Source organism: Nonomuraea turcica (assembly GCF_030718205.1).
GTDB lineage: Bacteria > Actinomycetota > Actinomycetes > Streptosporangiales > Streptosporangiaceae > Nonomuraea.
Map to the genome: position 1 here is coordinate 135,980 of NZ_JAUZQF010000011.1, position 24,938 is coordinate 160,917.

Genomic DNA, 24,938 nt, shown 5'->3' on the forward strand with positions numbered 1-24,938 from the left:
CGTTCGTGGGAGGGATCACCTCGTGGCGGAGGATTGGAAGCTGTCCAGGCTTCATGACGGGTACGACTGGTCGCTCACCAACACCAGTGGAAAGGTTGCTCGGGACGTCTACATCGAATTCCAGGGCGTTGTGGATGGACGACGGTGGCGGGAGGGTGTCACACCGTCCAGGAGCCTCAGAGCGATTGGCGAGGTCCAGCCGTACCAGACGGTCCAGATCAACATCGATAGCTCGGACACTGTCGACAAGGTAACCGTGTACTGGAGGTCCCGTCTCCGCAGGAAGACCTGGGAAACGACCGCATGACTACGGGCAGTCCCGTCCACAACTCTCCCGCGCTGTAGTCGCCGTCGTCCTCGGTCGGTCGGACGCTTGGCGGTTGGCGGGGCTGAAGTCGCTGGCGTGGACATCGAGGTCGGACCTCGGAGCCACTGCTCACCGAACGTCACACTGCAACTGGCCGTACGTGGCGAATTCGAGCTGGCCGCTGTCACTCGTGGCTGGTGATGGCGTTGCCAAGCAGGCCAGTGCAGATCGAGCGCCTCTACTTTCGGCCGCGGGTTGCCAGCCGCACGATGAGGAGGACCACTCCACCGACAACTCCGACGAAGATGAACAGCATCACAAGCAGCTGGATGAGTTCCGGAAGACCTAAGTTCATGGTTGTCCTTGCGTCGCGAGGTGACAGGAAGAAGACGCGCGAGGCTCAAGCGAAGTTCCCGGGACTCTACACGTTGTCCTGCTGATGCGTACTGTCGGAGGCAGACTCCAAGGCGGCCCATGCCTGGGGCGTGCGCAAGGCTCCGGCGCTGCCCGGATAGGCGAAGCAGGCGGCGATGGCCCAGCTGGGCACGCGTTCGTGAGCGTCCTAACGCAATGAGCGTTGGTTTGCCGCCAGCCAGCCCGGTCGGATAGGAAGCTTGCATGCTAAAGGGCAGCAAAGTCGCGCTCAGGGCCCGGCACGAGGATGACATCCCGATCCTGCAGGCCGAGCTCTACGACGACGTGGTCACCCACTCGCGGGCCCAAGGCCAGCCGTGGCGGCCGATCACGCCCGGCTCGAAGGACTTGCCGCTCGTGGTGGACGACAAAGAGCAGGGGCACGTACCGTTCTCCGTGGTGGAGCTGGTCGGCGGCACGCTGGTCGGCACCGCGGTGCTGTGGGGCATCGACAACCACAACCGGTCCGCGCATCGGGCTGGGGCTGCTGCCGTCGGCCCGCGGCAAGGGTTACGGCACCGACGTGGTCGCGGTGCTGTGCCACTACGGTTTCATCGTGCGCGGCCTGCAGCGGCTGCAGATCGAGACGCTGTCGGACAATGCCGCGATGCTGCGCTCCGCCGAGCGCAACGGCTTCGTCCGCGAGGGCGTGCTGCGCTCCTCGGCCTGGGTGATGGGCGAGTTCCTGGACGAGGTGCTGCTCGGGCTGCTCGTCAAGGACTGGAAGCCGGGCTCGAAGGGCTAGGCTGCCGCCCGACGGTCAAGGGGGTCCGCGGAGCCGACATGGACGGCCGAGGGCCAGGACGGCTCATTGCGTTAGGAGCCCGAGTTGTAGCTCACGTCGACCGGGTCGCCGACAGGCCCGTAGGTCGGGGTCCTCCACACCGGGGTGTGCGGTGACCACGACGCCCGCACGCATCAAACCTCCAAGGCGCAAAGGACCGAATCGAACGTACTCAGCCTGACATTAGACGGTGGATCGAGCACGTCGAGGTCGATCAGGCCATGACCGGAGTCCTTCTCGGCAAGGGGGACGGACCTCTCAGCTGCAGTGCTTGATAGTGCTTGAGCTCCATTGGTCCAGGTTGTCCCAGGAGACCCAACCCTCCTTGGTGGTCCCTGCGACCCGGACGTAGATCCACATCTTGCCGTAGTCGTTGATGACCATGCAGTGGAAGTAGACGTTCCCGGCGATATAGGGAAAACATACCGGCCTCCTCTACCCTCCGTATGTCTTTCCCCGGCTCAACGGACAAGCTCGGCCTCCGCCTCGGTGGCCGGAGAGTTGGGTCCGGGGCCCCTTCGGAGGAGAAACACACTATGCCCGGATCTCTATCGCGCCGCAGCCTGCTCAGGATCGGTGGTGGGGCCGTGGTCGCGGGGGCGGCCGCGTCCCTGACCCGTGACGTGCTGGCCCCCGACGCGGCGCAGGCGGCTACATGGCATTCCCAGCTCGTCTACCCGGGCGCCGACGGCCGGCTTGTCTACAAGCCGGATTCACGAGAGAAGGTGATCCCGGACTTCAGCTGGGCCGGGTACCGCAATGGCCAGACGCCGATCCCGTCCGTCCCAGTCGTCAAGGAGATCGGCCCTGTCGATGGTGACAACACCGCGCACATTCAGGCCGCGCTCGACGAGGTGGGCGCGATGCCGCTCGGCGCCAACGGGTTCAGAGGGGCGCTGCTCCTCAAGGCCGGTCACTACATCGTCGAAGGCACGCTCCGGATGAAACACGACGGTGTCGTGTTGCGCGGGGTCGGCAAGGAAGCCGACACGTCGGTCAACACGGTCATCACCGGTAAGGGCGACGGGAGCAGGAGCGCGGTCCTCTTCGTCGGTGGTACGTCCGGCGGCTGGGAATCGCAGGTGCCCGGCACCCAGACCGGCATCACCTCCAGCCTGGTCAAGAGCGGACAGCGCCGGATCACCCTGGCATCGACGGCCAACCTCAAGGTCGGCGACAACATCATCATCTATCACCCGCACACCCAGGAGTGGACCGAGGCGATCAACGGCGGGGGCGTGGTGAACGAAGCTCCCTGGGCCCCCGGCGAGCTGCCCATCATGTACAACAGGTACATCCGGGAGATCGTCGGCAACGACATCATCATCTGCGCACCCGTCTTCAACGATCTGCGACGGTCCCTGTCCGAGTCCTATGTATACGTCTGGGACCGGGTCGGGCTCGTCCGTAATGTTGGTGTGGAGGACCTCCGCATCGACATGGACGATCCGTCGAGCACTAGCGAGGACCACCCGCAGAGCTGCATCTTTGTCAGCAGGGTCGAGGACGCGTGGGTCATGAACGCCGCGCTCCTGCACTTCTCGGTCTCCGGCGTCTGGGTGCAGCGCAGCACGCGGGTTACCGTGCAGCGGGTTCGGGCCGTCCAGCCTCGTTCCGAGATCATCGGAGGGAGGCGGTACAGCTTCTGTGCCGGTGGCATGGCCCAGCAGGTGCTCTTCAACGACCTGATCGCGTTCCATGCGCGGCACGCCTTCATCGGCACGGGGATGAGCACCTGCTCTGGCAATGTGTGGCTGAACGGGTACAGCAAGTTCGGCTACAACGAGACCGGCGGCCATCACCGGTGGAGTCAGGGGCTCCTGTACGACAACATCCAGGAACTGTCCAACCAGAGCGAGAACGATTGGGTCCTGGCCCTGCACAATCGCGGAGACAGGGGAAATGGGCATGGCTGGTCCTCGGTGAACAGCGTGGCGTGGAACTGCACCGTCGACAACGGCAAGGAGCTGTGCGTGCAGACTCCACCGACCGCTCAGAACTTCGCCATCGGCACTACCGGCATCGTCACCGGGCAGAACTGGTACACCAACCACCAGACCGGCTATGTGGAGGGGACCAACCGGTCGGGTCTGGCACCTGGCTCCCTCTACCTGGCGCAGCTCGCCGATCGGCTACGTGGCTCGTAAGCGATGAGCGTTGGCCGCGCCTCACTGGGCACGGCCAACGTCGTTCCGGCCTACGTTCGTCCAGGCCGTCCGCCCCTGCCCTCGGCAGCAGTGTCTTGAGGAAGGACAGGAATTCCCGCCACCGCTTACGCTTGCGGATGCGTAGTAGAGTCGGCCGGTTGCCGGGTCGAGGGCAGTAATCATGTGCATGACGCCGAAGTAGCGGTTACAGGTGGCCCGCAGCCGGGCCGGGCTTGCGGCGGGCCGCCAGCGCTTGCCCTTGCGCGGCGTCAGGTTCAGCGGCCCGAACTCATCGGCGCAGATTACCCGCCCGTCGGCGGGACAATCGTCGTATAACGCCAACACGCGCTGCATCTTGGCGATGAACTGCGGGGCGTTGGAGGACTTCCAGGTGGTCGTGGTCTGCCAGGTGTCCTTGCCCGCGCGCAGGATCCCCGAGAGGTGCCTGCGGCTGGTCGAGGTGGGCACGCCGCGGGCGATCAGATGCTAGACCAACGTGCGAAGTCTCCACGTGGAGTGGCCGGTGATGCCCCATTCGGCGGGGCCGTCCGAGCGATCAAGCAGATGTGCTCGCGCGCCTGCTCACTGATCGCCGCCGGACGGCGCGGCCGGCACATCGAGTGGGCGGTCTTCAAGCTCCCGGCGGCCAGTGAGATCACCATCTCGTCCACGCCCGACAGCGACGTAGCTGGGTGGCCAGCAAGGCCGTGGATGCCCGTGCGCGCGTGGTATCAGCGCTGGTGAGGGTTGCCAGCGCTGGTCATGGTTCACAATCGTGCGGCGCTCGGAACGCGCGGACGGTCGCCAGCCCCCTTGCACGACGTCCTGCGCCGAGCCTAGACCCCCTCGGGGAGAGTAAGCATTCTGTTGAGGATCGGGACCAGCTGCTCCTCCTCATAGTCCAGGTGAGCCTCCAACTCGGTGGCGAGCCGGTCGAGCTCCTCGCCGACTTCCATGCCCTCGTGGTCGAGGAGCTGCCTGATCCGTTCCATGAACCGGGCCACCACCTGGTGCTCCGAGCGGAGTCGGGTCAGGGTCTCGGCCAGTTCCGGGTGCTCGGTACCAAGATGGGGGAAGAGTGCGTTGTCCTCGCCTTCGTGGTGGGCGTGGAGGGCGTCGCAGAACGTCAGGCAGTGCATACGCAAGTCCATTGCGCCTGCCCGCGACGACCGCAGGTCCGCCAGGTCCCTACGGAAGCCGTCGTGTAGTTTGACCAGCTCGTCGCCCCATGCAACGATGCGCTGCTCCTCTGTCATGCCAGTTCCTTTCGTGAGAGGTTTCCGTGGACGGCGGCGAACAGGGCCGCCAGCAGAGCCGCTGCGGCTGCGATGCCGAAGCTCCATCCGGCGCCTCCGCTGGAGAGCACCGCCGCCCCCACCGCGCCGGCCACGCTGCTGCCCATGACCCTGACCAGCGCGTTCACCCCGCCGGCCGCTGCGGTCTTGGTGGGCTCCACATGTTCGACGGCCATCGTCCCGAGCGCCGCGTAGCCGAGGCCGATGCCCAGCCCCAAGAGCGTCGCGGCTCCGTACAGGTCCGCATCTGAGGACCTGGACAGCGCCAGCCACAGGGTGGCGGCCGTCACCAGCGCCGAGCCTCCCGCCACGAGCGCGGACGCCGTGAAACGGCGCATCAGGGGACCCGCGAGCACGGAGACCACGAGCATCAGCACTGTCGTCGGCAGCAGATAGATCCCGACCTGCAGGACCGAGGCCTCTAGCGCGCCCTGGGCCACCGCCGACACCGTCGTGATGGCGGCGAACAGCGCGAACCCCAGCAGGAACGACGCCACCGTCGCCCCCACCGTCCCCCGGTGCAGCAGCATGGGGATCTCGATCAGCGGCGACGCGGTACGGCGGGCGGTTGCGACCCACACCGCGGCCACCATCACCGCCGTAGCGAACAGGCCCAGGGTCAGCGGCGAGGACCAGCCCCAGGCCGCGCCCTTGCTGATGGCCAGCAGCAGGCAGACGAGCCATACCGCGACCAGCGCCGCCCCGGTCAGGTCCGGCCGTCCGGATCCGCGCGTCGGCGCCTCCCGGACCACGACCGCCACCAGGACGAAACTCAGAGCAGCCAGCCCAGCCAGCGCCCAGAACACCGCCCGGTGGTCCCCGTCCAGCACCCCAGCGAGGATCATGCCGCCACCGCTGCCCACTCCGATGGTGGCGCTGAGCACCCCGATCGCGCTCGGCAGCCGGTGGCCGGGCACCACCTGCCTGACCATGCCCATGGCCAGCGGGAGCAGCGGTGCGGCTGTTCCCTGCAGCACACGGCCCACGATGAGCACGGGCAGTGTGTCTGCCATGGCGCTGAGTGCCGAACCGGCGACGAGCAGGCCGAGGGCGACCAGCGATGTCGTACACCGGCCGTACATGTCGCCGAACCGTGACAGCAGCGGGATCGAGACCGCCCCCGACAACAGCCCTGCGGTGAGCATCCACGAGACGGTGGTGGAGGGGGCGTGGAGCTGCTGTTCGAGACCCGGCAGCAAGGGGACGACAACGGTCATCTGAAGGGTTCCCACGGCTACCGCGAACGCGAGCACCGCTACGGTCCATAGGTTTTTATACATGTATAGAAAGTAGCATGGCAGGATGCCGACGCGTACAGGACGACCACCCAAGATCTCCCGGCCGGAGATCGTCGCCGCCGCGCTGCGAGTGATCGAGGAAGGCGGAACGGGCGCGCTCACCATGCGCAGGCTGGCCAGAGAGGTCGGCAGCACGGCGATGGCGCTCTACCACCACGTACGCGACAAGGAGGAACTCCTCCTGCTACTCCTCGACGACTACGCGGCCGGAATCCCCCGCCCCGACCTGCCGGACGAGCCACACGAGCGCATGGTGGCCGCCGCCATGGCCATGCACGACGCCGTGTCCGGATGCCCGTGGGCCGTGGACGTCCTCAAGGCCGACGACCTGATGTCGGTGGGCGCGCTGTGGTACCCAGAGCAGATCGTCGACGCCGCCGTCCGCGCGGGGCTGACGATCGAGGAGGCGGTGGACGCGTACCGGATCATCTGGCGCTACACCACCGGCGAGATCAGCGGCCGGGCGGCGGCTCGCAGGCGGCGAGACGAGGGCGGACCCACCTACCGGGAGCGGGTCTTCGCCGAACTGGATGCCAAGGAGTTCCCCCGGCTGAGCACGGTGGCGAGGCAATGGGAAGACCTGACCGCCCGCGACACCTACGCCAAGGGCGTGCGCGCCCTCGTGAACGGCCTCCTCTCGTGAAGGCATCGCCCCGAGGGGGCGGTCCGTGAAGCAGTCGAGTCTGATGATCCGGTGGGCCGAGGCGAGGAGGGTGATCGACATCCCAGGCTCTCGCGAACGAGAGCCCGGCAGATCAAAGCCCACGCCCCGCATTGCCGCGTCATCCTCACCGTGTACGAGATGAAATGGCTCGGCCGCGACGCCGGCGAGCAGACCTTCCCATTCCTGCCACCGCGGTCGCCGACGTGCTACTCAAAGGCGAACGCGACAGATTCCCACCGCCGACCACACCCTCGCCGCAGAAGCGGTGGTGCCGGTGCCGCACGAGTTCGTGGCTGGGCGCTGACCTGGTCGTACAGGTGAATGATCAAGGGCTCACGTCTCGGTGTCCCCACACCGAACCGGGCCTGCCTGTCCTTTGACACATCTCGCGAAGATCGACCATGGCAAACAGCACGCGGACATGATCGGCTAGAAGGACCGCCACCGCATCAGGTAGCAGATTCAGGCCGGCGACGGCGTCCCGCGTCAGCGGTGTGGTCTGCAGCAGGTATTGGCCCCGGGCGGGATCGTTGAACTCCGGACCGGAGCGCGCCCTGATATCCCAGGCGTCGATGCGCGCCAGGAAAATGTACTGCCGCTGCCCAGGCACACTGTCGTCGATGTGAATAAGGGAGTGAATGACGGCCTGGCCGCCGAGTTCTTCGTCGATCTCGCGCAGCAGCGCCGCCTCGAGACTGCGGTCGCGATCTTCGACACCGCCGCCAGGCAGGACGGAGTAGAACGCACGTCCCGGCCGGATTCGCCCGATGGTGAGCATTTTGTCGTCCGGCGTGATCAGGACGGCCCGGACACGATCGCTCACGCGCTACGTCCTTTCAATGCAGCAGCCAACCGCCTTCGACGTGCAGGGGGCTGCCCCGCGATGAACGCAGCCGCAGCCCTGCCAGGAACGTTACTGCAGCGGCCACGTCAGCGGGCTAGCCTCGGCGGGGCACGCATTGCCGGGCAAGCTTTGCAGCCACGGGGTGCGCTGCTCAGGCGCAAGTCGGCGTTCTCGTTCCACTTCAATCGGGCCGGGCACAACCATGTTGACGCAGATGCCGTACGGTCCGAAGCAACAGCCAGGTTTATGACGATCGCGGCGCCGATACCGATGGCTGACCCGGTCACAACGGCGACCTGCCCTGGAAGCGGCGTGGCTGCGAGCTCAGCATGGCGATCCTCCTGGAGGCTGGATACGCGTGAAGGAGCCAACGTGGTGCCAGGCGCGCCAAGCTCAGCGAGCTTAGCCAGACAGACGGCAGCGTCTTGGGTGGTCATCGCGGTGAGCGGCAACACACCCAGGATGCGCATCGCCAGCCAAGGACGCAAAGCGGTCAGCGGATCCCCGCCTTGGGGGGCGACCTGGTGCGGAACTGGGCACCGGTAGGTGGCTCGTTACTATGCCCACGCCCACGACCTTCGGCGGCTTCCAGGTCTGGACGTATCGAGTGTTCACCAGCCCTGCCCACGACTGGTACGGCGGGCAGATTTGGGAGTTCTTCGGCGGCGAGTAGTCGCCCGTAGCGCCCGCCGGCCGGTCGAACTCCGACGTCTGGGGTGACCCGGACGAGGAGGCCGATCGGTCAGCGGCGTTCCATCGGCATCAGGCGGTGCCCGCTGCTGCCCGGGCCCTCGGCCGACATCTGCCGCCGGCGCCTCTCGCCTACGCCCTGCCTTGCAGCGCTCGGATCGCGCTCCGAGGTGTCCGGATCTGCCGGTGCCGAGGACAGTCATCGTGCAGCGGGCGGTCGCGTACGTGCCGGAACTGGCGGTGCGCGGGGCGCCGGTGCCGGGGATCGCCTATGTCCGGCTGTCCGACAAGCCGCCTGCGCGGCTGGTACTGGGCGGCCGCAAATCAGACCATTCACCGCTGGTGGCGGGGCATCTAACGGCTTTCCTCGGTTCCAGGACGGCGCTCTCACTGCCAGGCCCAGCCGGGCGGCGTCAGGACGCGGCCATAAGCACCGGGCCGAAGGGTAACTCGGGCGGCGGCGTGGTAGAGGTTCGGGCTGGTCAGTGATTGAAGCCCGAAGGCGTCCTGGGAGTCGGGTACGGCCTCGCCCTCACCGTCCCGGGAAGGAACGGCGAGCCTCACCCTTCCCCGGCGAGCAGCCGCTCGAGGCCGTGGAGGATGAGCTCGAATCCGAAGGCGAACTCGTCGGCGTAGGTGTCGTCAGGCCGCGATGCCTGTTCGACGGCCGTCTCCCGGAGGTGGGGGTACTGGTCGGCGGGCATGCGACGGACCAGCTCGCTCGCGGCGTCTTTGAGCTCCTCGGAGGCTGCGAAGGGTAGCTGCTGCTCCTGGAGCGTGAATCCGTACACGTAGCTGTCGATGACCGAAACCGCGTGCACGGCATCGATGATCGAGAAACCTGCCGCCCGCAGGTTGCCGATCACCGCGTCATGGTGTCGGAGTGTGGCAGGGCCCGTGTTGCGCCGTGACTCCATCAACCCGAGCGCCCAGCTGTGGCGCGAGAGCGTGTCGCGCGCCGAGGTGGCCCGACGCCGCATCGCCGTCCGCCAGTCGAGGTCTGGCTCCGGGAGTTCGATCTCGCCGAAGACGGCGTCGACGATCCCGTCGAGGATGGCGTCCTTGTTCGCGACGTGGTGATACAGCGACATGGCCTCGACGCCGAGCCGCTCCGCGACATTGCGCATGCTGACCGCCGCGACGCCGCGCTCGTCGGCGACTGCCACGGCCGCCTCGATCACGCGCTGCCGGCTGAGCGATGGGCGAGATGTCGACGTTCCGGGCACCCGGACCTCCTGCTGCACAGAACTCTTGACGACCTTACGCCCGTAAGTGTAACGTCCAAAGCGTCCTTACACCTGTAAGGATATCGACCTCGGGTATCTGTCGGGTCCGCCCCATGGAGCATCAGGGATGTCATGAATACAAATAGGCAAGCAACCACAATTGCCGGCGCACTGGTCATCGCGGGCATGATCGCGGGTGGCCTAAGCGTCGTTCCCGTTCTCGAAGATCCGAACTATCTGGGCCTCGTTGTTTCGCAGGAGAGTCAGGTCTTCGTCGGCGCATTTTCGCAGTTCATCATGATCCCCGCCTATGTGGGGTTCGCCCTGTGTCTCTATCCGGCCTTGAGGGCCGTGAACGAGACGCTAAGTCTGGGCTTCCTTGGATTCAGACTGATCGCAGCGATGTTCCACTTCATAGGCGTGATTCTCTTGCCGCTGTTTCTGGTGCTGGGTCAGGAATTCACCCAGGCCGGCGCTTCCGGCGCACTTCATATTGAGGCCCTGGGTGAGGTGCTGCGAACGGGGCGTGACATGGTCAATCATGTCGCACTAATCATTTCGCTGAGCCTCGGAGATCTCCTGCTGTTCTGCATTCTGTATCGGTCGAGAATGGTCCCGCGCTGGCTGTCCGTGTGGGGACTGATCGCGGCTGCCCTGGCTGTGTCAGCGAGCTTCTTGGTGCTGTTTCGGGTGACTAGTGTCGTCACGCCGCTCTACCTGGCCATAAACGCGCCACTGGCTTTGCAAAGCCTGGTCTTGGCCATACGGTTGATCGCAAAAGGCTTCGATACGCCGACATTGACCACGCACCACCAGCACGACGGCCCGCGCGGCTGACATGCACGTCGCCCCCATGGCGTCGAGGAAGCTGGTGGATCGCAGGCCGCCGACCATGGTGATGAGGTCGTGCAGAAGAACCCCAAAGACCTTGGTGGCCAATTGGGAGACACGCGCGGTGGTGGTCCGTGATCTCTTCTTGGTCTGACTGAAAGATGCTCTGTGCGGTCGTCTTCCCTCGCTCGGCCGTGGATGGAGCAGCAGGTGTCGATGCAGCCGCAGCCGTGGCCCAAGATCCCGGAGATGACCGCGCGGGTGGCGCGGGTTGCCTGGCGAAGGGGCAGTATCCGCTGGCGATGCGGGTGCGTGATGAGTTGGGCGAGTTGGGCGAGTTGTTCGCCGATGCCGAGTTCGCTGCCGCGTATGGCAGTCGGGGACGCCCTGGGTTGCCGCCGACCGCCCGATGGTGAGCATTTTGTCGTCCGGCGTGATCAGGACGGCTCGGACACGATCGCTCACGCGCTAGTCCTTTCGACGCGGCCGCCAGCCGCCGTCATAGTACGACTGCAGTAGTTCGTGATCGTTCACGCTGAGTGATCTCCCGCACGTGGCCACACGAACCATCGCGACGCGACACGGATGGGCGATCACGGTCTGGCGAGGCCACCGCGCGCCCGCCATCTCGGCGGGCGACGCTTAGCTGTTGCTGGCCAGAAGGTTGTTGACGCTGCCGGATTGGGCCGGGTTGGCGTCAGAGCGAGGCGTGGTAGTGCACCAGGGGCAGGAAGAGTTGGTGCGCGATGTGGTCGAGTGCTTGGTCGGATGGGGCGGAGCGTTCGGCGATCATGGAGTACCGGATGAGCATGCCCGGCATGGCGAGCACCGCGTCGGGAATGGGCGCATCGCCGACTTCCCCCCGGCTGCGGGCCTGGTCGATCACCTGCTGGAAAGCGGCGGGGACGACGTCCGTGGCCTCTTCGGGGATCTCTTCCAGCTCGCTGAATAGGCCGATCGCGACGTCGATGCCGATCTGCTGAATACGCTCCGCGAATCCTTGCAGGAGGGCACGGACGTCGCCTTCGAGCCTTCCCGTATCGGGGACGTGCCCGATGACCGTGCCAGTGTGGGCACGCACGGTCGCGAGCACGAGCGCGGCACGATTGGGCCAGCGGCGGTAGATCACCGCGCGGCTCGTGCCCACAGCTCGGGCCACGGCATCGATGGTGAACGCCGCGTAGCCGTCCCGCTGTAGCTGCTCCCATGCGGCCTCGAGCAGAGTGTCATCCAACTCGGGCCCGCGACGGCGGCGGACCGGACGGGCATCGTGCTGCGTCTCCACACACGTGAGGATACACGTGTATCTTATTTGCCATAAGATACACGTGTCTCTTGGGGGGATGATGGCGGAGAAGACGAAGCTGGAGCCGTTGGGGTGGCCGCTGATCCGGTTGGCGCTGGTCGTGGTCGTCGGTGGGGTCGCCCCGTTGGTGGACACCACCGTCGTGAACGTCGCGCTCCATACGATGAGCGCCGATCTGCACGTCGGCACTGAGACGATCCAATGGGTGACGACCGCCTACCTGCTCACCGGCGCACCCACCCCGCCGACGACATGGTGTCCGCGCTCATCGCCGCAGAGATCGACGGCGAGCGGCTGTCGGACACCGACATCCGCGCCGTGCTGCTCCTGCTGGCGTCGCCGGCAACGAGTCCACGACCAAAATCCTCGGAAACGCCTGGTACCAAGCCGCCCGCCATCCCGACCAGCGCAACATCGCCTTCCAGCCCGGCCGGATCGGCGACTGGGTGGAGGAGACGCTCCGCTATGACTCCTCCGGCCAGATGACCCCAAGGCTCGTCACCCGCGACGTCGAATGGCATGGCACTGTGGTCCCGGCCGGCTCACGGCTGCTGCTGATCTTCGCCGCAGCCAACCATGACCCGCGTGTCTTCCCCGTGCCCGACACGTTCGATCTCAACCGCGACACCTCTAAGGCGATCGCGTTCGGGACAGGCGCGCACTTCTGCCTGGGCGCAGCCTTGGCCAGGCTGGAGACCCGGATCGTCCTCGAGGAGTTGGTCGCCGCCGTGCGAGAGGACTACGACGTTGGCACGCCGACCCGCGTGCACCATCCCAACATCCGCGGTTTCCGGTCGCTGCCGACCACCATCAAGCCCCGTTAGGGACGCCGCCGATGCCGACCTCATGGCCGGCCAGCCCTTCGGAGATACCGTCCGGGAGCCACTCGTTGATCGGTAACTGGCCGAGCTCGCCCCAGTTCGAACCCGGCCAGCAACGGCGGGGGACCGGGGGGCGGAACTGCAGCCGTCGTGCCGGATTGGCTTCGAGGAGGTCCTGGCGCTGGGCCCAGGTGGGTGAAGGAGACCAGGGCGGACAGGTGCCGGTTCCAGGTGGCCGGGGCGCGCTGTCCCGGCTCGCCATGGTGGCGGCGTAGTGGTCACGGGTCAGATCGGCGACTGGATGCTTGCTCGGGTGGTGCGCCGCGAACGACTGCCAGTCACCCGACCAGGCCGCCCGGGGGACGGCTGCTTCCAGCCGGTCGAGGTCGTCGGCGGACAGCACTGCGCGGGGAATCCACCTCAATGCATCAAACCCATCCCCTCCATTAGGCGGCAAGCTGGGCCTCGACATCGCCCATCAGGTGCCCGCGCTGTTCCCCCGGCGAGTCGGCATGGCGATGGAAATCGTCGACGCCGCGCTCGGATCATGCAACCTACAGCGATGAGATCGCCACTTTGGGCTACATGCTAACTGTCATGCCAGCTAGCATGACAGTTAGCATGACGCGCACGCGACCAGAATGGCGATGCTTGACGAGGAACTCTCCGAGATCATCGAGAATCCGCGCACACTGGGCGGAGGCATATCCGACATTGAGGTGAAAAAGTCCCAGCGCGGGTTGCCGAAGACAATCCGCGAGACTCTCTCAGCCTTCGCCAACACGCACGGCATGGACATATTTGTTCCAATGCTGAGAAGTCCGTCAGAAGAACCCCAGGTCGGGTTGATCTAACGTCCCTGTCAGCAGGGCGCGATCAAGCAAGGTATTGAATTCCTCGCAACTAGTTTCGGGCAACAGCACGCACGAGTGGCAGGCGGCTCGGTTCAGATTGTCGGTTCCGCTGGCGTCGGACTCCGCGCAGAGAGGATCCGCGGAGCACCACGAGATTCGCTCGATGGCCGTGCGAATGGAGGTTGCGAGATTTCCTGATTCCACTTGTGCCACGATGCCGCCGAGGCTTCCTGCGGAGTCACTCGTCGCCGTGTAGATGAGCAAGCCAGACATCTCGTTCGACACGTAGAGCCGTTCACGCAGCGAAGCGGTGGGATAGCCTGAGTCGAGACTCCACTCATTGATGATCGAATGGGCCAATGTGTGGATCATGACCAGGCGTGGTGTGATCTCTTTGTCAGGGGTGAGGCCGAATCGAGCGAACCGCTCTCGGTATGCGGCGTCGATCGGAGCGACCCGTGCTCGAACCTCAGCTCGTGACTCCCAAGCAATCAATCTAGTGGTGTCCAGACGCAGGAACACTCCTTCGCCGATGACCTCGATCGCCGGGAGCCAGTCAGGGCGGTTCTCGGCGGTGTAGAGCGCCGCTCGGCGGTTCGGGTTGTCCGCGCTCGGCGCCGCGAGGCGACTGAAGCCCTTGAGGACACGAACCTCGCGCAGCCGCTTGACCCGCATCACCTGGTTGATGCCATGTTCCGTCGCGACCTTGTCGTCGAGCCACGGTACGCAGACGAAGTCCTGCTTTCCGGGCTTCTCCTCAGTCGTCCTGGTCAGAGCCCGATACTCCTCCAGCTTCAGCGCCGGCTCGGAGCCGTCTGAGAGGCCCGCTTCGTCCTGACGCCGCCGCTCAACCGCCTGAATGATCTCCTCCACGCTGTACAAGCGATGGTTCGTGAGGTCCAGCTCTTCGAGACGCTCGCGGAGGTCGGGAGCCCTCCGCAGAGACTTCCAATTGCGTTCGACGAGCTTCTGAACGCCTTCGGACCATGGGGGGATGGAGAGAGCGGATCGCACATCGGAGAACCAGACTCCGGATGCACCACGCTGCATCGCACGTGGAGGTTCCTCGCAGTCCTCCTCGGACGCGTCGCCCAGCCAGGGACGCCTTCCCGTGCAGGAGGTTGTGCCCTTCAGCGCGCCCTTACGAAGAGCGCCTTCCATGGTCACGGGACGAACTCCGCAGCTGCACGATATCTCGATATCGCCGAGCGACGCGCTGCGACCCGTCGCCCTGAGCTTCAGGTCATGATCGCGGCTCTCCCCACTCGCAGTAGTGGCGCCCTTATGGAGCCAGCGGAAATAGGGAAAGTCGTCGATGTGGCCGGCGGCACAGCAGACGACGAACCTGGAGGGAACCAACTCCCGATCGCATTCCTTGCACTTGGCCGGGCTACGGGTGGCGCCGAAGAACCTTGCCTTCGCCAGTCTGTTGCACCCAGGGCAGGACTGAGCCTCCGGGAATCGAATGACGGGAACGTCGCCGTACTTGTCGCTGTCAGAAGCCGGGGGAAGCCGGAAGCATTGAACGCCGAGCTCCTTCTCAAGCCGACGCTCGTGGATGGTTTGATCGTAGGGACCCAACTCAGACCACCGATCAAGTCCGGCGACCATGAATGACTCACTGCCTACTGCGATCAAGGAGCCTACCCCGTAGGTGGTGATCAGCTGGGCGCGGCGTACGCCCCCGATAGGCTTCCCCTTCACCGTGTTCCCCTGTCCAGGTAGATGGTGGACTCCACGTCGACATCGCGCAGACTCCACAGAGTCGCGAAGGAGTCCGCGATTTGATCATCCGACTCGTCCCAGCGGCCGGCGTCGACCAGCAGTCCAGGCTGTCGATAGGTGCCGTAGATCAGGCCGGGGTTCGCTTCCGCGGCCTCATGCCACTGATGGATGATCTCGTCGATGTGCTCAGCCGTCATGTCCCGCTCGGACTGGCCCGCCACTCGCTCCACGCGATCCAATATCTGTTGACAGACCTTGCGAAGATCGTCTTCGAACTCGGCAATGTACCCTGCGGCCTCCATCGGACGTGCCATGGGGATCAAGAGCCGGGCGAGGCCGACGATGGCCGCGTGCAGGCCACGATCGCGGGCCCGTGCAGAGAACGGCGTGACACTGGTGGCTTCCACCTGCCGATACAACGCCGAGTGATAGGCAGTGAAGTTCTCGTAGTGCGATCGATCCCTGGACCTGGCCGCGTTGAACAGGGTGACCACGAGTCCGGGCCACTTTCGGCCGACACGACTCGTTGCCTGGATGTACTCAGAAGTGGACTGGGGCTGGCCCATCATCACCATGAGGCCGAGACGATCGACGTCCACGCCAACGGAGATCATGTTGGTGGCGAGGATCACACCGAGCGCATCCGGGTACGGCGCGGCCATGTCCTGAAGGTGGCCGGGAATGGCGCTGGACGGCTCTCGACTCGTCAGTTCGATGTCGCGGCCGATGTCCCGTCGCTTCTGGCCGAGCGTCTCACTCAGAAGATCGAGTCGATCATTGACGTCGTCCTGTACCTGAAGCTTCGCACCCCCCAGGAGCCGCAGGCTGTTGAAGTACCCCAGAAGGGTCCAGTACGCGTCGCGTACGGCGTCGTCCCCTTCGATTGCCTGGGCATGGTGAAGAAGTGCCGCGTAGACCCGCACCATCAGGCTCGTCTGGCTGGTAGCGGGTGCCATCAGCCCCACATACCGCCTGTTTGCCTTACGCGTTGGCGGAGCCTCGACGGAGAAGTAGGAATCGCGTGCGTCCAGGCCTGGCGGTGGGAACTGCTCGACCTTGCGGTCGAACAGTGCACGGCCTTGTTGTACGGCGCGGCGAATCGTGGCCGTCGACGCCACAACCTTGGGACGGCGACCGATCAGATCGACGGCGGTTTCGTACAGGCCAGCCAGGGTTCCCAACGGGCCGGAGATGAGGTGAAGCTCGTCCTGAATGATCAATTCAGGCGGCGGTTCGGCGCTCAAATGATTGAAGAGGTTTCCGATCTCAGGCTTCCACGGAAGGCCGGCGAACTTGTCGGACGTCGCAATGATCAATGTCGGCCGGACGGCGTAGATGCTTTCGTCCACGACGTGGATGGGTAGCCCGCGAGCGAAATCACATTCGCTTGTCTCGCAGGCGATGACCACGCGATCGTCCGAGATCCTGTAGTTGTAGTGATCAAGCGCGGTCCCGCACCAGGGGCACGATCGGATTTGAACGGGATTCTCTTCCTGGACTTCTTCGTTCTTGGCCAACCTACGCAGCGCGCGCTTGGCCTCGTCCAAGGTGTTGGGCGTGGATCCGCGACCGACCCACATGCCGATGGAGATTTCTGTTGGGCCGAGGAGTTCAGGCCGGTCCAACCGCAGTCGCTCCATGCAGCACATCAGCAGGGCCGCGCGTTCAAACTGTTGAACCGTGAGAAGGCGGAGCGTATAGCGCATAAGAACAGTCACCCCGCCTCCGTTGAGCGGATCATGGAGACGTCTGAGGAAGGTAGCGAAGGCGATCAGTCCCAGGTACGCCTCGGTCTTTCCACCGCCTGTGGGGAACCACAGCACGTCGGCGATGTCGCGGTCGTCTGACGTGTGGTCGGCTATGCCCTGCAGCGAGAGGAGCACGAAAGCGATCTGGAACGGTCGCCAAACGCCCACGGATTCATCGGGCGAGGTGCCTGCTCTCTCAGGGGACTTCAGCCACTCCGTCCGAGCGCGCTGCATGGCCATGGCCTGATTGGCCAGTCGGAACGCCTCCATAGGGTTTGGATCCGAGAAGTTCGCCAGGACTTCGATCCCCGCTTCCATTCGGCCGCAGGCTGCCCTGCACCGTTCCAGATGCTCAACGGCGGTCTTCTGAAGCTTGTCATCGAGGACGCTCCGGGCCTGCTCCATTCTGTGTTCGATCCAGCGTCGATATCCTGACGTCAGACCCTGTAGCGCGGAGATGACCTCTGCGTCGGATGCCGTCGCCAGGCGATGCATCCCGAGGCTTCCTGTATCGATCGTTGGATTGGAATCAGCCAATCGCAGATCATGCGTAGGAACGAAGGTGGTGCGGATCCAGGCGGTGGACGGCTTGGCTGCCATGTCATTGATGGCGATGTCTGAGGGCTCCCACTCCACTGCGCAGCCGTGGCCGGTGGCGAAGATCGGAGCATGGCGGTAGAGCAGACGGTACGAGTTGAGCTCCTCGTCCGAGTCTGCGGAGCCGAGCGAAGGACGCTCTACGAACGGGGACGCACCATCCGTTGCTTTTACGGTGATGCAGGGCTGGAAGAAGGCAGTCGCATCACGGTCGGCGCTGTTGGCGGACGCCTTGAACGTATTGATCAGTGCCAGCGTGACAGCGGCTACTCCGTCCGCATTGGCCTGACGCACCCGTACGAACAGTCCCAAGTTGTCCGTGAGTCGGATCGGTTCTGGCTTATCGGCCACGGAGACCTTGATACTTCGGGGTGCTATCGAGATGGGCTCACGTTGCCAGGCCTCCTCCGCTAGCGGACTGGTCCGACTGCGCCGGCCTTCGGCCGCAGCCGGTACATAGCGAGCCGCTTCCACCTCGACGATGATCGAGGCCGCTATGGTGGTGTCGACTGAGAACGTCATCCCCATGGATGACGGGTATCTGACGTTGGCCATGGTGACGGCAGGGTCGGGGACATCGGTCGGATGCCGGTTCTCGAGCTCTATGTCCGGGGCGTTGTCGTCGTCCACATTGTCATCCGACTGAGGGAAGAGGATGCCTGCCGCGTATTTGGTGATCGGAGGGTCCCCGATCACTTCCTCGGATGAGGACGGGCCGATCAGGTCACGCTCCAACCGTGCCACCAACTCGTCGCGAAACACATAGTGCTTGTCGAAGCTCACGCCTGCTCCCCAGCCCAATCGAAACGGCCCAGTCCTGTGATCCGCGGCCGCAGCCATACGCCCGACCACCCGAGACCGGCGTTGACGCCGGCGACTTCGCGACCGATCACGGTCTCCACACTGTCTACTCGAAGCTCCTTGACACTGAAGGGCAGCCTGCGATCACGTCCTGGAAGAAGCGTTCGTAGCGCCTTGGCGAAGGTATCGGTGGTCACACCGATGCGCCGACCCTCATGCTCCAGGGCGTATCTCGGGACGTCCTCAGACGAGAAGCCGGGAACCCGAGCCAGTAAGACGGGGTCTCCCCTCCGTACCGCTGTGGCCAGGTACTTCTGGATCTCTCGCGGGTCGTCTTGAAATCCGACTGTGCCCGCGGGGTCCTCGGCGTTCACGTCGTCGGGGCGGATCTCCATGCCAAGGCGGTGTCCCGCTCTGAAGCCGAGTTCGGCCCACCGTCCGTCGAGCAGCTGCTTGAGCTGTCCTGGAGACAGTTTCGTGACGGGCTTCAGGTGTATCAGGAGGTCACGGGGACGGGTCATTGCGACGTACAGCAGTCGCGCGCGCTCGGCCTGTTCTATCGGATCGTCGTCCGGTGCCTCGCCCGGGTCGACGACGATGACTTGCTCGAACTCGAGGCCTTTGACCCGATGGATGGTGGAGACGGCGAGCGGCTCCGGCGGCTGATGAGTGAGCTCGTCGGGAAAGTCTCCACGCGACAGCCTTCGACGGACGACTGTGAGATCAAGCGTCTCGTCGCGCCGGTTCGGGTCCATACGCCTAAGGAGGTCCCACGCTTCCTGGGGATCAACACCGGATTCCCGCACGACCCTCAGGACGGATTCCTTCGTTGGTTGTTTGGAATCGATTTCGCGGAAGAGAGCACTCACCCACGTAGGGAGAACCTTGTCCTGGGCGGCACGCTGAAGGCGATGCCGTACGCCAAGCTCATGAAGGCGCCTGGAGATCAGGAGGACTTCTTTGTTGCCTCGACACAGTAGCGCCGTGGGTGCTGTCATACGGGCCATGACCGGGGCCGCCTGATCCAGCGTGCCGAGTGAGTCACCGGACAGGAGGACGGTTCTGAGATCGCGCTGGATCTGCGCGAAGGGCGCATCGACCTTGCCCAGTGCGGTGCCGAAGGAGAGCGCAGCCCTGGCTTCCGGTTCCCGGGCGCGGAAGTTGCCCTCGAGCGTGATCTCTACAAGGTCGTCGGTGAAGTGCCTGCGCACGTCGTCATAGAGCCGGGCAGCGCCCGTGAGACGTTCCTGCGGATCATCAAGTTGGAAGCCGTAGATCCCTTGCGCGGGATCGCCCAGGAGAGTGAAACCATCGAGACCGGTACTGAGCAGGGCCTTGACCAGCTCAGCGCGATCGCCGACAAGGTCCTGTACCTCATCGACGACGAGATGACGTACCTCCCCGATCAACTCTGCGGTGCTTGTATCTTCCTTTATCAGTCGGGTGGCCTCCCGGATACGTTGATCAAAGCCCTGCCGTTGCCATGGGCCGTCCGGTGATACCTCAGACAGTAGCCACGTCGCGTAGGAGTCGAACGTCCGTACGTCGACTTGCGCAACGGCGGAACCGTATTCGATAAGACGATTGCGGATCTCACGAACGGCTGCACGGGAGAAGCTCAGAACCAAGAGCTCGGCAGGTTCGAGTTCCTCTTCGTCGCTGAGAAATGCCAGACGGCGGATCAATGAGAAGGTCTTGCCCGTTCCGGCAGGAGCCGTTACCAGGAGGCAAACGGTCGCGGGGGCTTCGACGACGCGTTGCTGCGCCGCCGTCAGCGTGGCCTGGTCTGTCATCGTCTTTTCCATAGGTACTCGAACTGGCGGAACGCAAGCTCTTCACCGTATTGGGCGATGTTGTCGGCGACATTGATGATGAGGCACTCCTCCTTGCCGCCGTTCAGGGGGCCGCGAATACCCCGGCCGATCATCTGCTGGTAGACGTTGGGGCTGTACGTAGGTCGTGCGACAAGCACTGCCCGCGTCGCCGGGGCGTCGAATCCCTGGGACAGGACGTTGTAGTTGGCGAGCACTCGGATTTTGCCCTGGCGGAACTGTTCGATCGCATGCCGGCGCTGACCGAGGTCGGTGTCACTCGATACGGTGGCGGCCGAGACCCCCTTGCGAGTAAGAAGTGCCGCCATGGTCTGGGCATGGTTGACGGACGTGGCGAAGAGCAGGATCGGCCAGTCGTCCGGCAAGCTGAGGATCTTGTCGATCAGAATTCGGTTACGGATGGTGTCATGGCCGAGTCGCTCCTCCGCTGACGCCGGCAGACGACGCAGTTGTGTGAGTGTGTCTTGCTCCCGTGCACTGAGATCGAGCGTGGCGCCCGGCAGCTCCTCGTGTCTGACCCGGGCCAGCACGCCGAGCTTCTGCAGGGTGGCGTACGGCTCACCGCCTAGGATTTCCGTGCCGTCCCGGTGATGATCGAGCCGGTTCCCCCCATAACGAGCCACTAGGCGGTTCGTCTCTTCCGTATTGGTCCCTCGGAAGGGCGTTGCGGTCAAGCCCACCAGGGGGCATCGCGATCGATGCGGTGTCAGACCGAGAGCGGCCAAGACCTGCGTGTATCGCGGACTGATCGAGGTGTGGGCTTCGTCCACGATGACGGCTTGAGCCTCGCGCAGCCACGCGTACCTGTCTGTCTCGATGACCCTCTCCAACTTGGCATCTGTGGCGATGACGAGGTGATACCCCTCCTCCACAGGGTCTGCCTCGTTGGTGGCCCACAGTCTGCTGATGGTCAGCTGCTGGGCCGGGCCCGTGTGGCGCCAGACCATCTGCCAGGTCTGGACCGCCTGCTCGCACAGCTCTTCCGTCTGCGCCACCCATAGCACCGGGACGGAGACGGCCTCAGGCAGGAGCGAGCGCAGGCGGCGGATGATCGCCTCGACGGCGACGCGGGTCTTGCCCGCCCCGGTGGGCAGGCTGAGCATCCCTCGTTGGGAGGGCTTGCTCTGGAGGACCTCCAGAATCCGGCCGACCATCAGCTCTTGGTACTCATGCAGAGCAGGAAAATCCACCGGGCCCTGCACAGTAACTACCGGGTCGAGTCCAGGCTGTCGGAACCCGGCGTACTCGGCGGGAAAACCGAGATCGGCTACGAATGTCTTCGCCTGATGGTTACCGGTCATCTGGGTCGGTACAGGGAAGCCGTGATCCTCCAGTTCCTGACGGAACTCCCGCAGAATGCCTGAGCCGTACACCGCAAGTGCCAGCTCGGCAACAGTTCGGTCGTCGATGGGACCTTCCTCGGCCTCGACGGCGTCCACCAGACCGTATGGCAGTCGTTCCCGAAGCACGTCGTCACCGAGCATGGCCACTAATTTGTCTCTGAGGTCCGGCAGCTCCCTGGCCTTGATGATCTGCTGGTCTCGCTGGATGTCTGCACGGTGCTGGAGGACCTGCCGACAGCGTTCTTCCGAAAGGCCCAGCTTGAGGAGTGCGTTCAGCTCCTGCAGCAGGTTCAGATCATCGCCGCGGTCGCGCCAGTAAATCGTCTCATCGCGTCTGCCGATCTCGACAGGCTCCGACGTCTGTCCCGACGGTGTACGGATAAGCTGCTCCAAGGCCTCACAGCGCAGCAGGTGGAGGCCGCGCAGCGGACGTCCCGGCTCGAATTTCAGCTGGGGGAACACATCCTCGAGAGGGATCGGCTGACCCGGGTATGTCGCGCGGAGTTCGGTGATGTAGACCTCGTCGAACGTCTTCATTCCCCATTGGGACACAAGCTGGGCGACGTCGTCCGATCTGGGAACGAGCAGAGCCGGGATATCGCCTGCCATGAGACGTCGGTATTGATTCTGATCCGCGGTGGCGACAGCGTTCGCGGGAGGACACGTGATCCACTCCTCGCCCTGCTGGCAGCGGATCTTCGGTGGGGTGCTCAACTGGGTGACGGCCAGCGCATAAAGCATGCCGATCTCGACAGGCCTCTTGTTCTCAAGAGCTTGGTTGAGGAGAAACAGCCAGAGCGACCCTTTGATTTCCTCAAGGGTGTTTGCGAGACCTAGGGCACGTGCGAGGCCGGGGTCGATGTCGGCGACCGGCAGGACGCGAGCATGGTCGCTCAAGCCAGGACCTACGCAGTCTGCGATGCGACGGATTCCCATCGATGTGGCCAGTCTGCCGCGCTGGGCAATGGCCCATACCAGCGGTGACTGAACGGACAGGGGCGCGTCATCGGGGCGAGTGAGTGCGTAGACCGACCAGGTAGTGACCATTCCGGTGCTCGGAAGGTTCTGAATGAACCTGGAGCGCGCCGCTGGCGTGAGGCCGAACAGAAGCCCGAGGTGACCGGCGGGATTTGCGCCTGAGACCACGATCTTGCCGTGCTGCGGCCTGCGATCGCCGTGAGGAATGGACTTGTAGTAAAGGTCGATCATGCTCGATCTGTACTCGTCGAACCATGCAGCGCGTGAAGGATCCACATCGGCACTCGGGATGTCGGACATGCCCAACTGGCGCAGCATTGCCGTGTCATCGTGGTGGAAGTCCTCGTCCACCACGAAATCCCCGTCGTCGGGACTGCCGGAGGGTATGACTGCGCCAGGGAGCAGGCAGTCGCTCAGTCTTTTGTAGACGCCAGTGCGTGTACGGACCTTGAGATCCGCGACCACGCCTCGGCTGATCACGTGTTCGACGGCGCGCTCGGCGCCTGTTGCCCGGGCAAGCAGCCACAGCCGGTCCCAGTCGGGTCCCCGGTAGAGGACGAAACCACCCGAGACCGCCGCGGAGAAGCGGCCGAAGGCGTCTGCCTCCCTGATACCGAGAATGTCGAGGAAGCGAGAGGCGGCTGGATCGTTCTCCAACTCTGGGTCGACATAGACGGTGCCCTCGGTGGAAGGATCCATCGGCGAACGTCGGAAGACCTTCCCCTCCTGAGGGGGTACCAGCTGTCCGTCAGCCGTGCGCAAGACCGCAGACCTGATCGCCTCCCCCTTGTAGGGGTGGTTCTCTGCAGCCATCTCCGCCACGATGGACAACGCAACAGCTGAGGCGGCGGTGGAACCGTCGGAGACCAGTGCCTCCAACCACTCCCGGACGGTGGCTGCCCTTCCCCCCGCCTCCTCGATCAGGGTGTCAACGCGGGATCGACGAGTCGCCGTTCTCTCGACGGAGGGATGACACCATGCGACAGGGCGACCAGAGTAGGTGGCCCACCGCTCCACCAAAGTCCTCCAACGCCGCCCGTCATCGGTCGCTGGCGCCTTCGGATGGATCCTCATCTCTTGGGGGTTTTGGAACACCCCTTCCTGATCAGGTAGCGAACGGTTGCGCGCCGCCTCCGTGCGGACCAGTTTGGTGAGCAGCTCGTCAGCCCAGTTACGGACCTCTCGACCACGCGCGGTGATCAGCTCCAGCGGCTTCGCGGGATCCTCCGACGTGGCGAGATCCGGCAAGGAGGCTACGATCAGGCGCGCGGCCTCCTTCATCAGTTCTTGATTGAAGACGTTGCCTTTGAGGATGTGCTGGCGGTCCTCATTGGTCTTCCACGCAGCATTCAGGACACCACTCAAAGTAGTTTTGTACTCCGTCGGAAAGAAGGCCCAGAAGGTTCCTTCCCGCTGCCATCCGGAGGCTGGAACAGCCCATGCGATCGGAACTGCGACACGATTGCGGTATTCGCCGGCATCGGCCCACGCCTCGTCCGACAGTCGGGAGTAGGTCTCGAACACTGACCATTCCAGGGACTCCGCTTCGACGCCGTTCTCAATGACCCGGAGCGAGCGGCGAATTCCTTCGCCTCCTACGGTGATCTCCTTGTGGTACGGCTCGCCTCTGCGGTCTTCCAGGATCACGCGGCCAGCGTGCGGCGAGAACACCGCAAACACCTCCGGGAACTCCCGCAGTTGCTCGGACAGGCGGTCGGCGACGCCGCCGTTGCGGAGAGGAAGCTTGACCACAGTGGCGGCCCAGGACATCAGTTCGTCCAGGGTCGCGTCCGACATACGCTCCTGGTCGGCGTCAAGTAGATGGGCGATACGGAGAACCGGTGTGGGGCCGGACGTGGGAATCTGTTCCAGGATCCGGGCACGAGCACGGCTCGCAGACCATCCGAAGGAGCCGCTGCGACTGAAGAACTGTGGTTGGTCCGAGACGCTCAGGACGGACTTGAACCCCACACCGAATCGCCCGATCTCTGCACCACGCTTGCGAGACAGGTGCGAGGCCAGAATGGTTCGAGCTCCCTCAGGGGTGACCGGATTACCGCGGTTTGCGCAGTACAGCGTTTCCGCCGTCAGAACCACGTGAATCAATCCGTCCGGGGTGGACCGGAGTTCGTCGGCACCGTTCTGGATCAGCTCGAAGAGCTGTCGGGTTCCATAACCACCCTCCCGAACGGACGTCTCGATGTTCGCGTGTTCCTCGACCAGATCGGTGTTGGCCACGTAGGAGTTGAGGCATGCCTCAGATTGGGTCAGGACAACCTGGGCTACCAGACTGTCCTCGCCCGCCCAATCGGGGCGGCCGGCATGTAGGGCCTCGTTTGGACTGACCACGTAGATCTGCTCTCCTCGCAACCACAAGGGATGCTGCTATAGAGATATTTATGCCAGAGAGGTACGACAAACGGGGCGGAACTT

Annotated in this window: 19 protein-coding genes; 6 read left to right on the forward strand and 13 right to left on the reverse strand. The window is 64.4% G+C overall.

Translation table 11 applies throughout. The features are described from left to right. The first annotated feature begins 22 nt into the window (after positions 1-22). Positions 23-307: a hypothetical protein gene (locus Q9G87_RS27955; protein ID WP_305919459.1), complete on the forward strand. Its 285-nt coding sequence runs from the start codon at positions 23-25 to the stop codon at positions 305-307. 689 nt (positions 308-996) lie between these two features. Here Q9G87_RS27955 and Q9G87_RS27960 read toward each other — a convergent pair. Continuing rightward, positions 997-1,170, reverse strand: a complete 174-nt coding sequence (locus Q9G87_RS27960; protein WP_305919728.1) for a hypothetical protein — start codon at positions 1,168-1,170, stop codon at positions 997-999. 38 nt (positions 1,171-1,208) lie between these two features. Here Q9G87_RS27960 and Q9G87_RS27965 point away from each other — a divergent pair, with 38 nt between their 5' ends. Next, entirely contained in the window at positions 1,209-1,466 is a 258-nt protein-coding gene (locus Q9G87_RS27965) for a GNAT family N-acetyltransferase (protein ID WP_305919714.1), read from the forward strand. Between the two features lie 297 nt (positions 1,467-1,763). Here the strand turns inward: Q9G87_RS27965 and Q9G87_RS27970 are convergent, their stop codons facing one another. After that, positions 1,764-1,889 (reverse strand): hypothetical protein, encoded by a 126-nt coding sequence (locus Q9G87_RS27970; protein ID WP_305919460.1) that lies wholly within the window; start codon positions 1,887-1,889, stop codon positions 1,764-1,766. Positions 1,890-2,041: 152 nt separating this feature from the next. Between Q9G87_RS27970 and Q9G87_RS27975 the strand changes: the two genes are divergently transcribed. Further along, the gene (locus Q9G87_RS27975; RefSeq protein WP_305919461.1) at positions 2,042-3,652 is read left to right on the forward strand and encodes a hypothetical protein; all 1,611 of its coding nucleotides are present in this window, start codon (positions 2,042-2,044) and stop codon (positions 3,650-3,652) included. 21 nt (positions 3,653-3,673) lie between these two features. Here Q9G87_RS27975 and Q9G87_RS27980 read toward each other — a convergent pair whose 3' ends face one another. The 3 genes from Q9G87_RS27980 to Q9G87_RS27990 all read right to left on the reverse strand — a co-directional run bounded on the left by Q9G87_RS27980 (position 3,674) and on the right by Q9G87_RS27990 (position 6,227). Further along, a complete protein-coding gene (locus Q9G87_RS27980) occupies positions 3,674-4,120 on the reverse strand; it encodes a hypothetical protein (RefSeq protein WP_305919462.1) in 447 nt (148 codons plus the stop codon). A 368-nt stretch (positions 4,121-4,488) separates the two neighbouring features. Further along, positions 4,489-4,908 (reverse strand): hemerythrin domain-containing protein, encoded by a 420-nt coding sequence (locus Q9G87_RS27985; RefSeq protein ID WP_305919463.1) that lies wholly within the window; start codon positions 4,906-4,908, stop codon positions 4,489-4,491. Next, a complete protein-coding gene (locus tag Q9G87_RS27990; RefSeq protein WP_305919464.1) occupies positions 4,905-6,227 on the reverse strand; it encodes an MFS transporter in 1,323 nt (440 codons plus the stop codon). Before Q9G87_RS27990 ends, Q9G87_RS27985 begins: the two co-directional genes overlap by 4 nt. 22 nt (positions 6,228-6,249) lie before the next feature. Between Q9G87_RS27990 and Q9G87_RS27995 the strand changes: the two genes are divergently transcribed. Beyond that, the gene (locus Q9G87_RS27995; RefSeq protein ID WP_305919465.1) at positions 6,250-6,888 is read left to right on the forward strand and encodes a TetR/AcrR family transcriptional regulator; all 639 of its coding nucleotides are present in this window, start codon (positions 6,250-6,252) and stop codon (positions 6,886-6,888) included. A gap of 346 nt (positions 6,889-7,234) precedes the next feature. On the opposite strand, the gene Q9G87_RS28000 is transcribed toward Q9G87_RS27995, so the two are convergent. Both Q9G87_RS28000 and Q9G87_RS28005 read right to left on the reverse strand, forming a co-directional pair. Continuing rightward, positions 7,235-7,732: an NUDIX hydrolase gene (locus Q9G87_RS28000; RefSeq protein ID WP_305919466.1), complete on the reverse strand. Its 498-nt coding sequence runs from the start codon at positions 7,730-7,732 to the stop codon at positions 7,235-7,237. Between the two features lie 1,271 nt (positions 7,733-9,003). Beyond that, positions 9,004-9,669: a TetR/AcrR family transcriptional regulator gene (locus Q9G87_RS28005; protein WP_305919467.1), complete on the reverse strand. Its 666-nt coding sequence runs from the start codon at positions 9,667-9,669 to the stop codon at positions 9,004-9,006. 132 nt (positions 9,670-9,801) lie between these two features. Between Q9G87_RS28005 and Q9G87_RS28010 the strand changes: the two genes are divergently transcribed. Continuing rightward, the gene (locus Q9G87_RS28010; protein WP_305919468.1) at positions 9,802-10,506 is read left to right on the forward strand and encodes a DUF4386 domain-containing protein; all 705 of its coding nucleotides are present in this window, start codon (positions 9,802-9,804) and stop codon (positions 10,504-10,506) included. 691 nt (positions 10,507-11,197) lie between these two features. Here the strand turns inward: Q9G87_RS28010 and Q9G87_RS28015 are convergent. Beyond that, positions 11,198-11,785, reverse strand: coding sequence for a TetR/AcrR family transcriptional regulator (locus Q9G87_RS28015; protein ID WP_305919469.1), 588 nt, complete (start codon positions 11,783-11,785; stop codon positions 11,198-11,200). Positions 11,786-12,252: 467 nt separating this feature from the next. Between Q9G87_RS28015 and Q9G87_RS28020 the strand changes: the two genes are divergently transcribed. Beyond that, complete coding sequence (locus tag Q9G87_RS28020) at positions 12,253-12,630, forward strand: cytochrome P450 (RefSeq protein WP_305919470.1); 378 nt, start codon at positions 12,253-12,255, stop codon at positions 12,628-12,630. On the opposite strand, the gene Q9G87_RS28025 is transcribed toward Q9G87_RS28020, so the two are convergent. The 5 genes from Q9G87_RS28025 to Q9G87_RS28045 form a co-directional block, all read right to left on the reverse strand. Continuing rightward, positions 12,617-13,030 carry a hypothetical protein gene (locus Q9G87_RS28025; protein ID WP_305919471.1) on the reverse strand — a complete coding sequence of 138 codons (414 nt, stop codon included), beginning with the start codon at positions 13,028-13,030 and terminating at the stop codon, positions 12,617-12,619. The genes Q9G87_RS28020 and Q9G87_RS28025 overlap by 14 nt on opposite strands. A 421-nt stretch (positions 13,031-13,451) precedes the next feature. Continuing rightward, positions 13,452-15,242: a DrmB family protein gene (drmB, locus tag Q9G87_RS28030; RefSeq protein WP_371825835.1), complete on the reverse strand. Its 1,791-nt coding sequence runs from the start codon at positions 15,240-15,242 to the stop codon at positions 13,452-13,454. Further along, positions 15,182-18,334: a helicase-related protein gene (locus tag Q9G87_RS28035; protein WP_305919473.1), complete on the reverse strand. Its 3,153-nt coding sequence runs from the start codon at positions 18,332-18,334 to the stop codon at positions 15,182-15,184. The genes drmB and Q9G87_RS28035 overlap by 61 nt, the downstream gene beginning before the upstream one ends. Continuing rightward, positions 18,331-20,157: a UvrD-helicase domain-containing protein gene (locus Q9G87_RS28040; protein WP_305919474.1), complete on the reverse strand. Its 1,827-nt coding sequence runs from the start codon at positions 20,155-20,157 to the stop codon at positions 18,331-18,333. Before Q9G87_RS28040 ends, Q9G87_RS28035 begins: the two co-directional genes overlap by 4 nt. After that, positions 20,142-24,743, reverse strand: a complete 4,602-nt coding sequence (locus Q9G87_RS28045; RefSeq protein WP_305919475.1) for a DEAD/DEAH box helicase — start codon at positions 24,741-24,743, stop codon at positions 20,142-20,144. Before Q9G87_RS28045 ends, Q9G87_RS28040 begins: the two co-directional genes overlap by 16 nt. Positions 24,744-24,938: the final 195 nt, after the last annotated feature.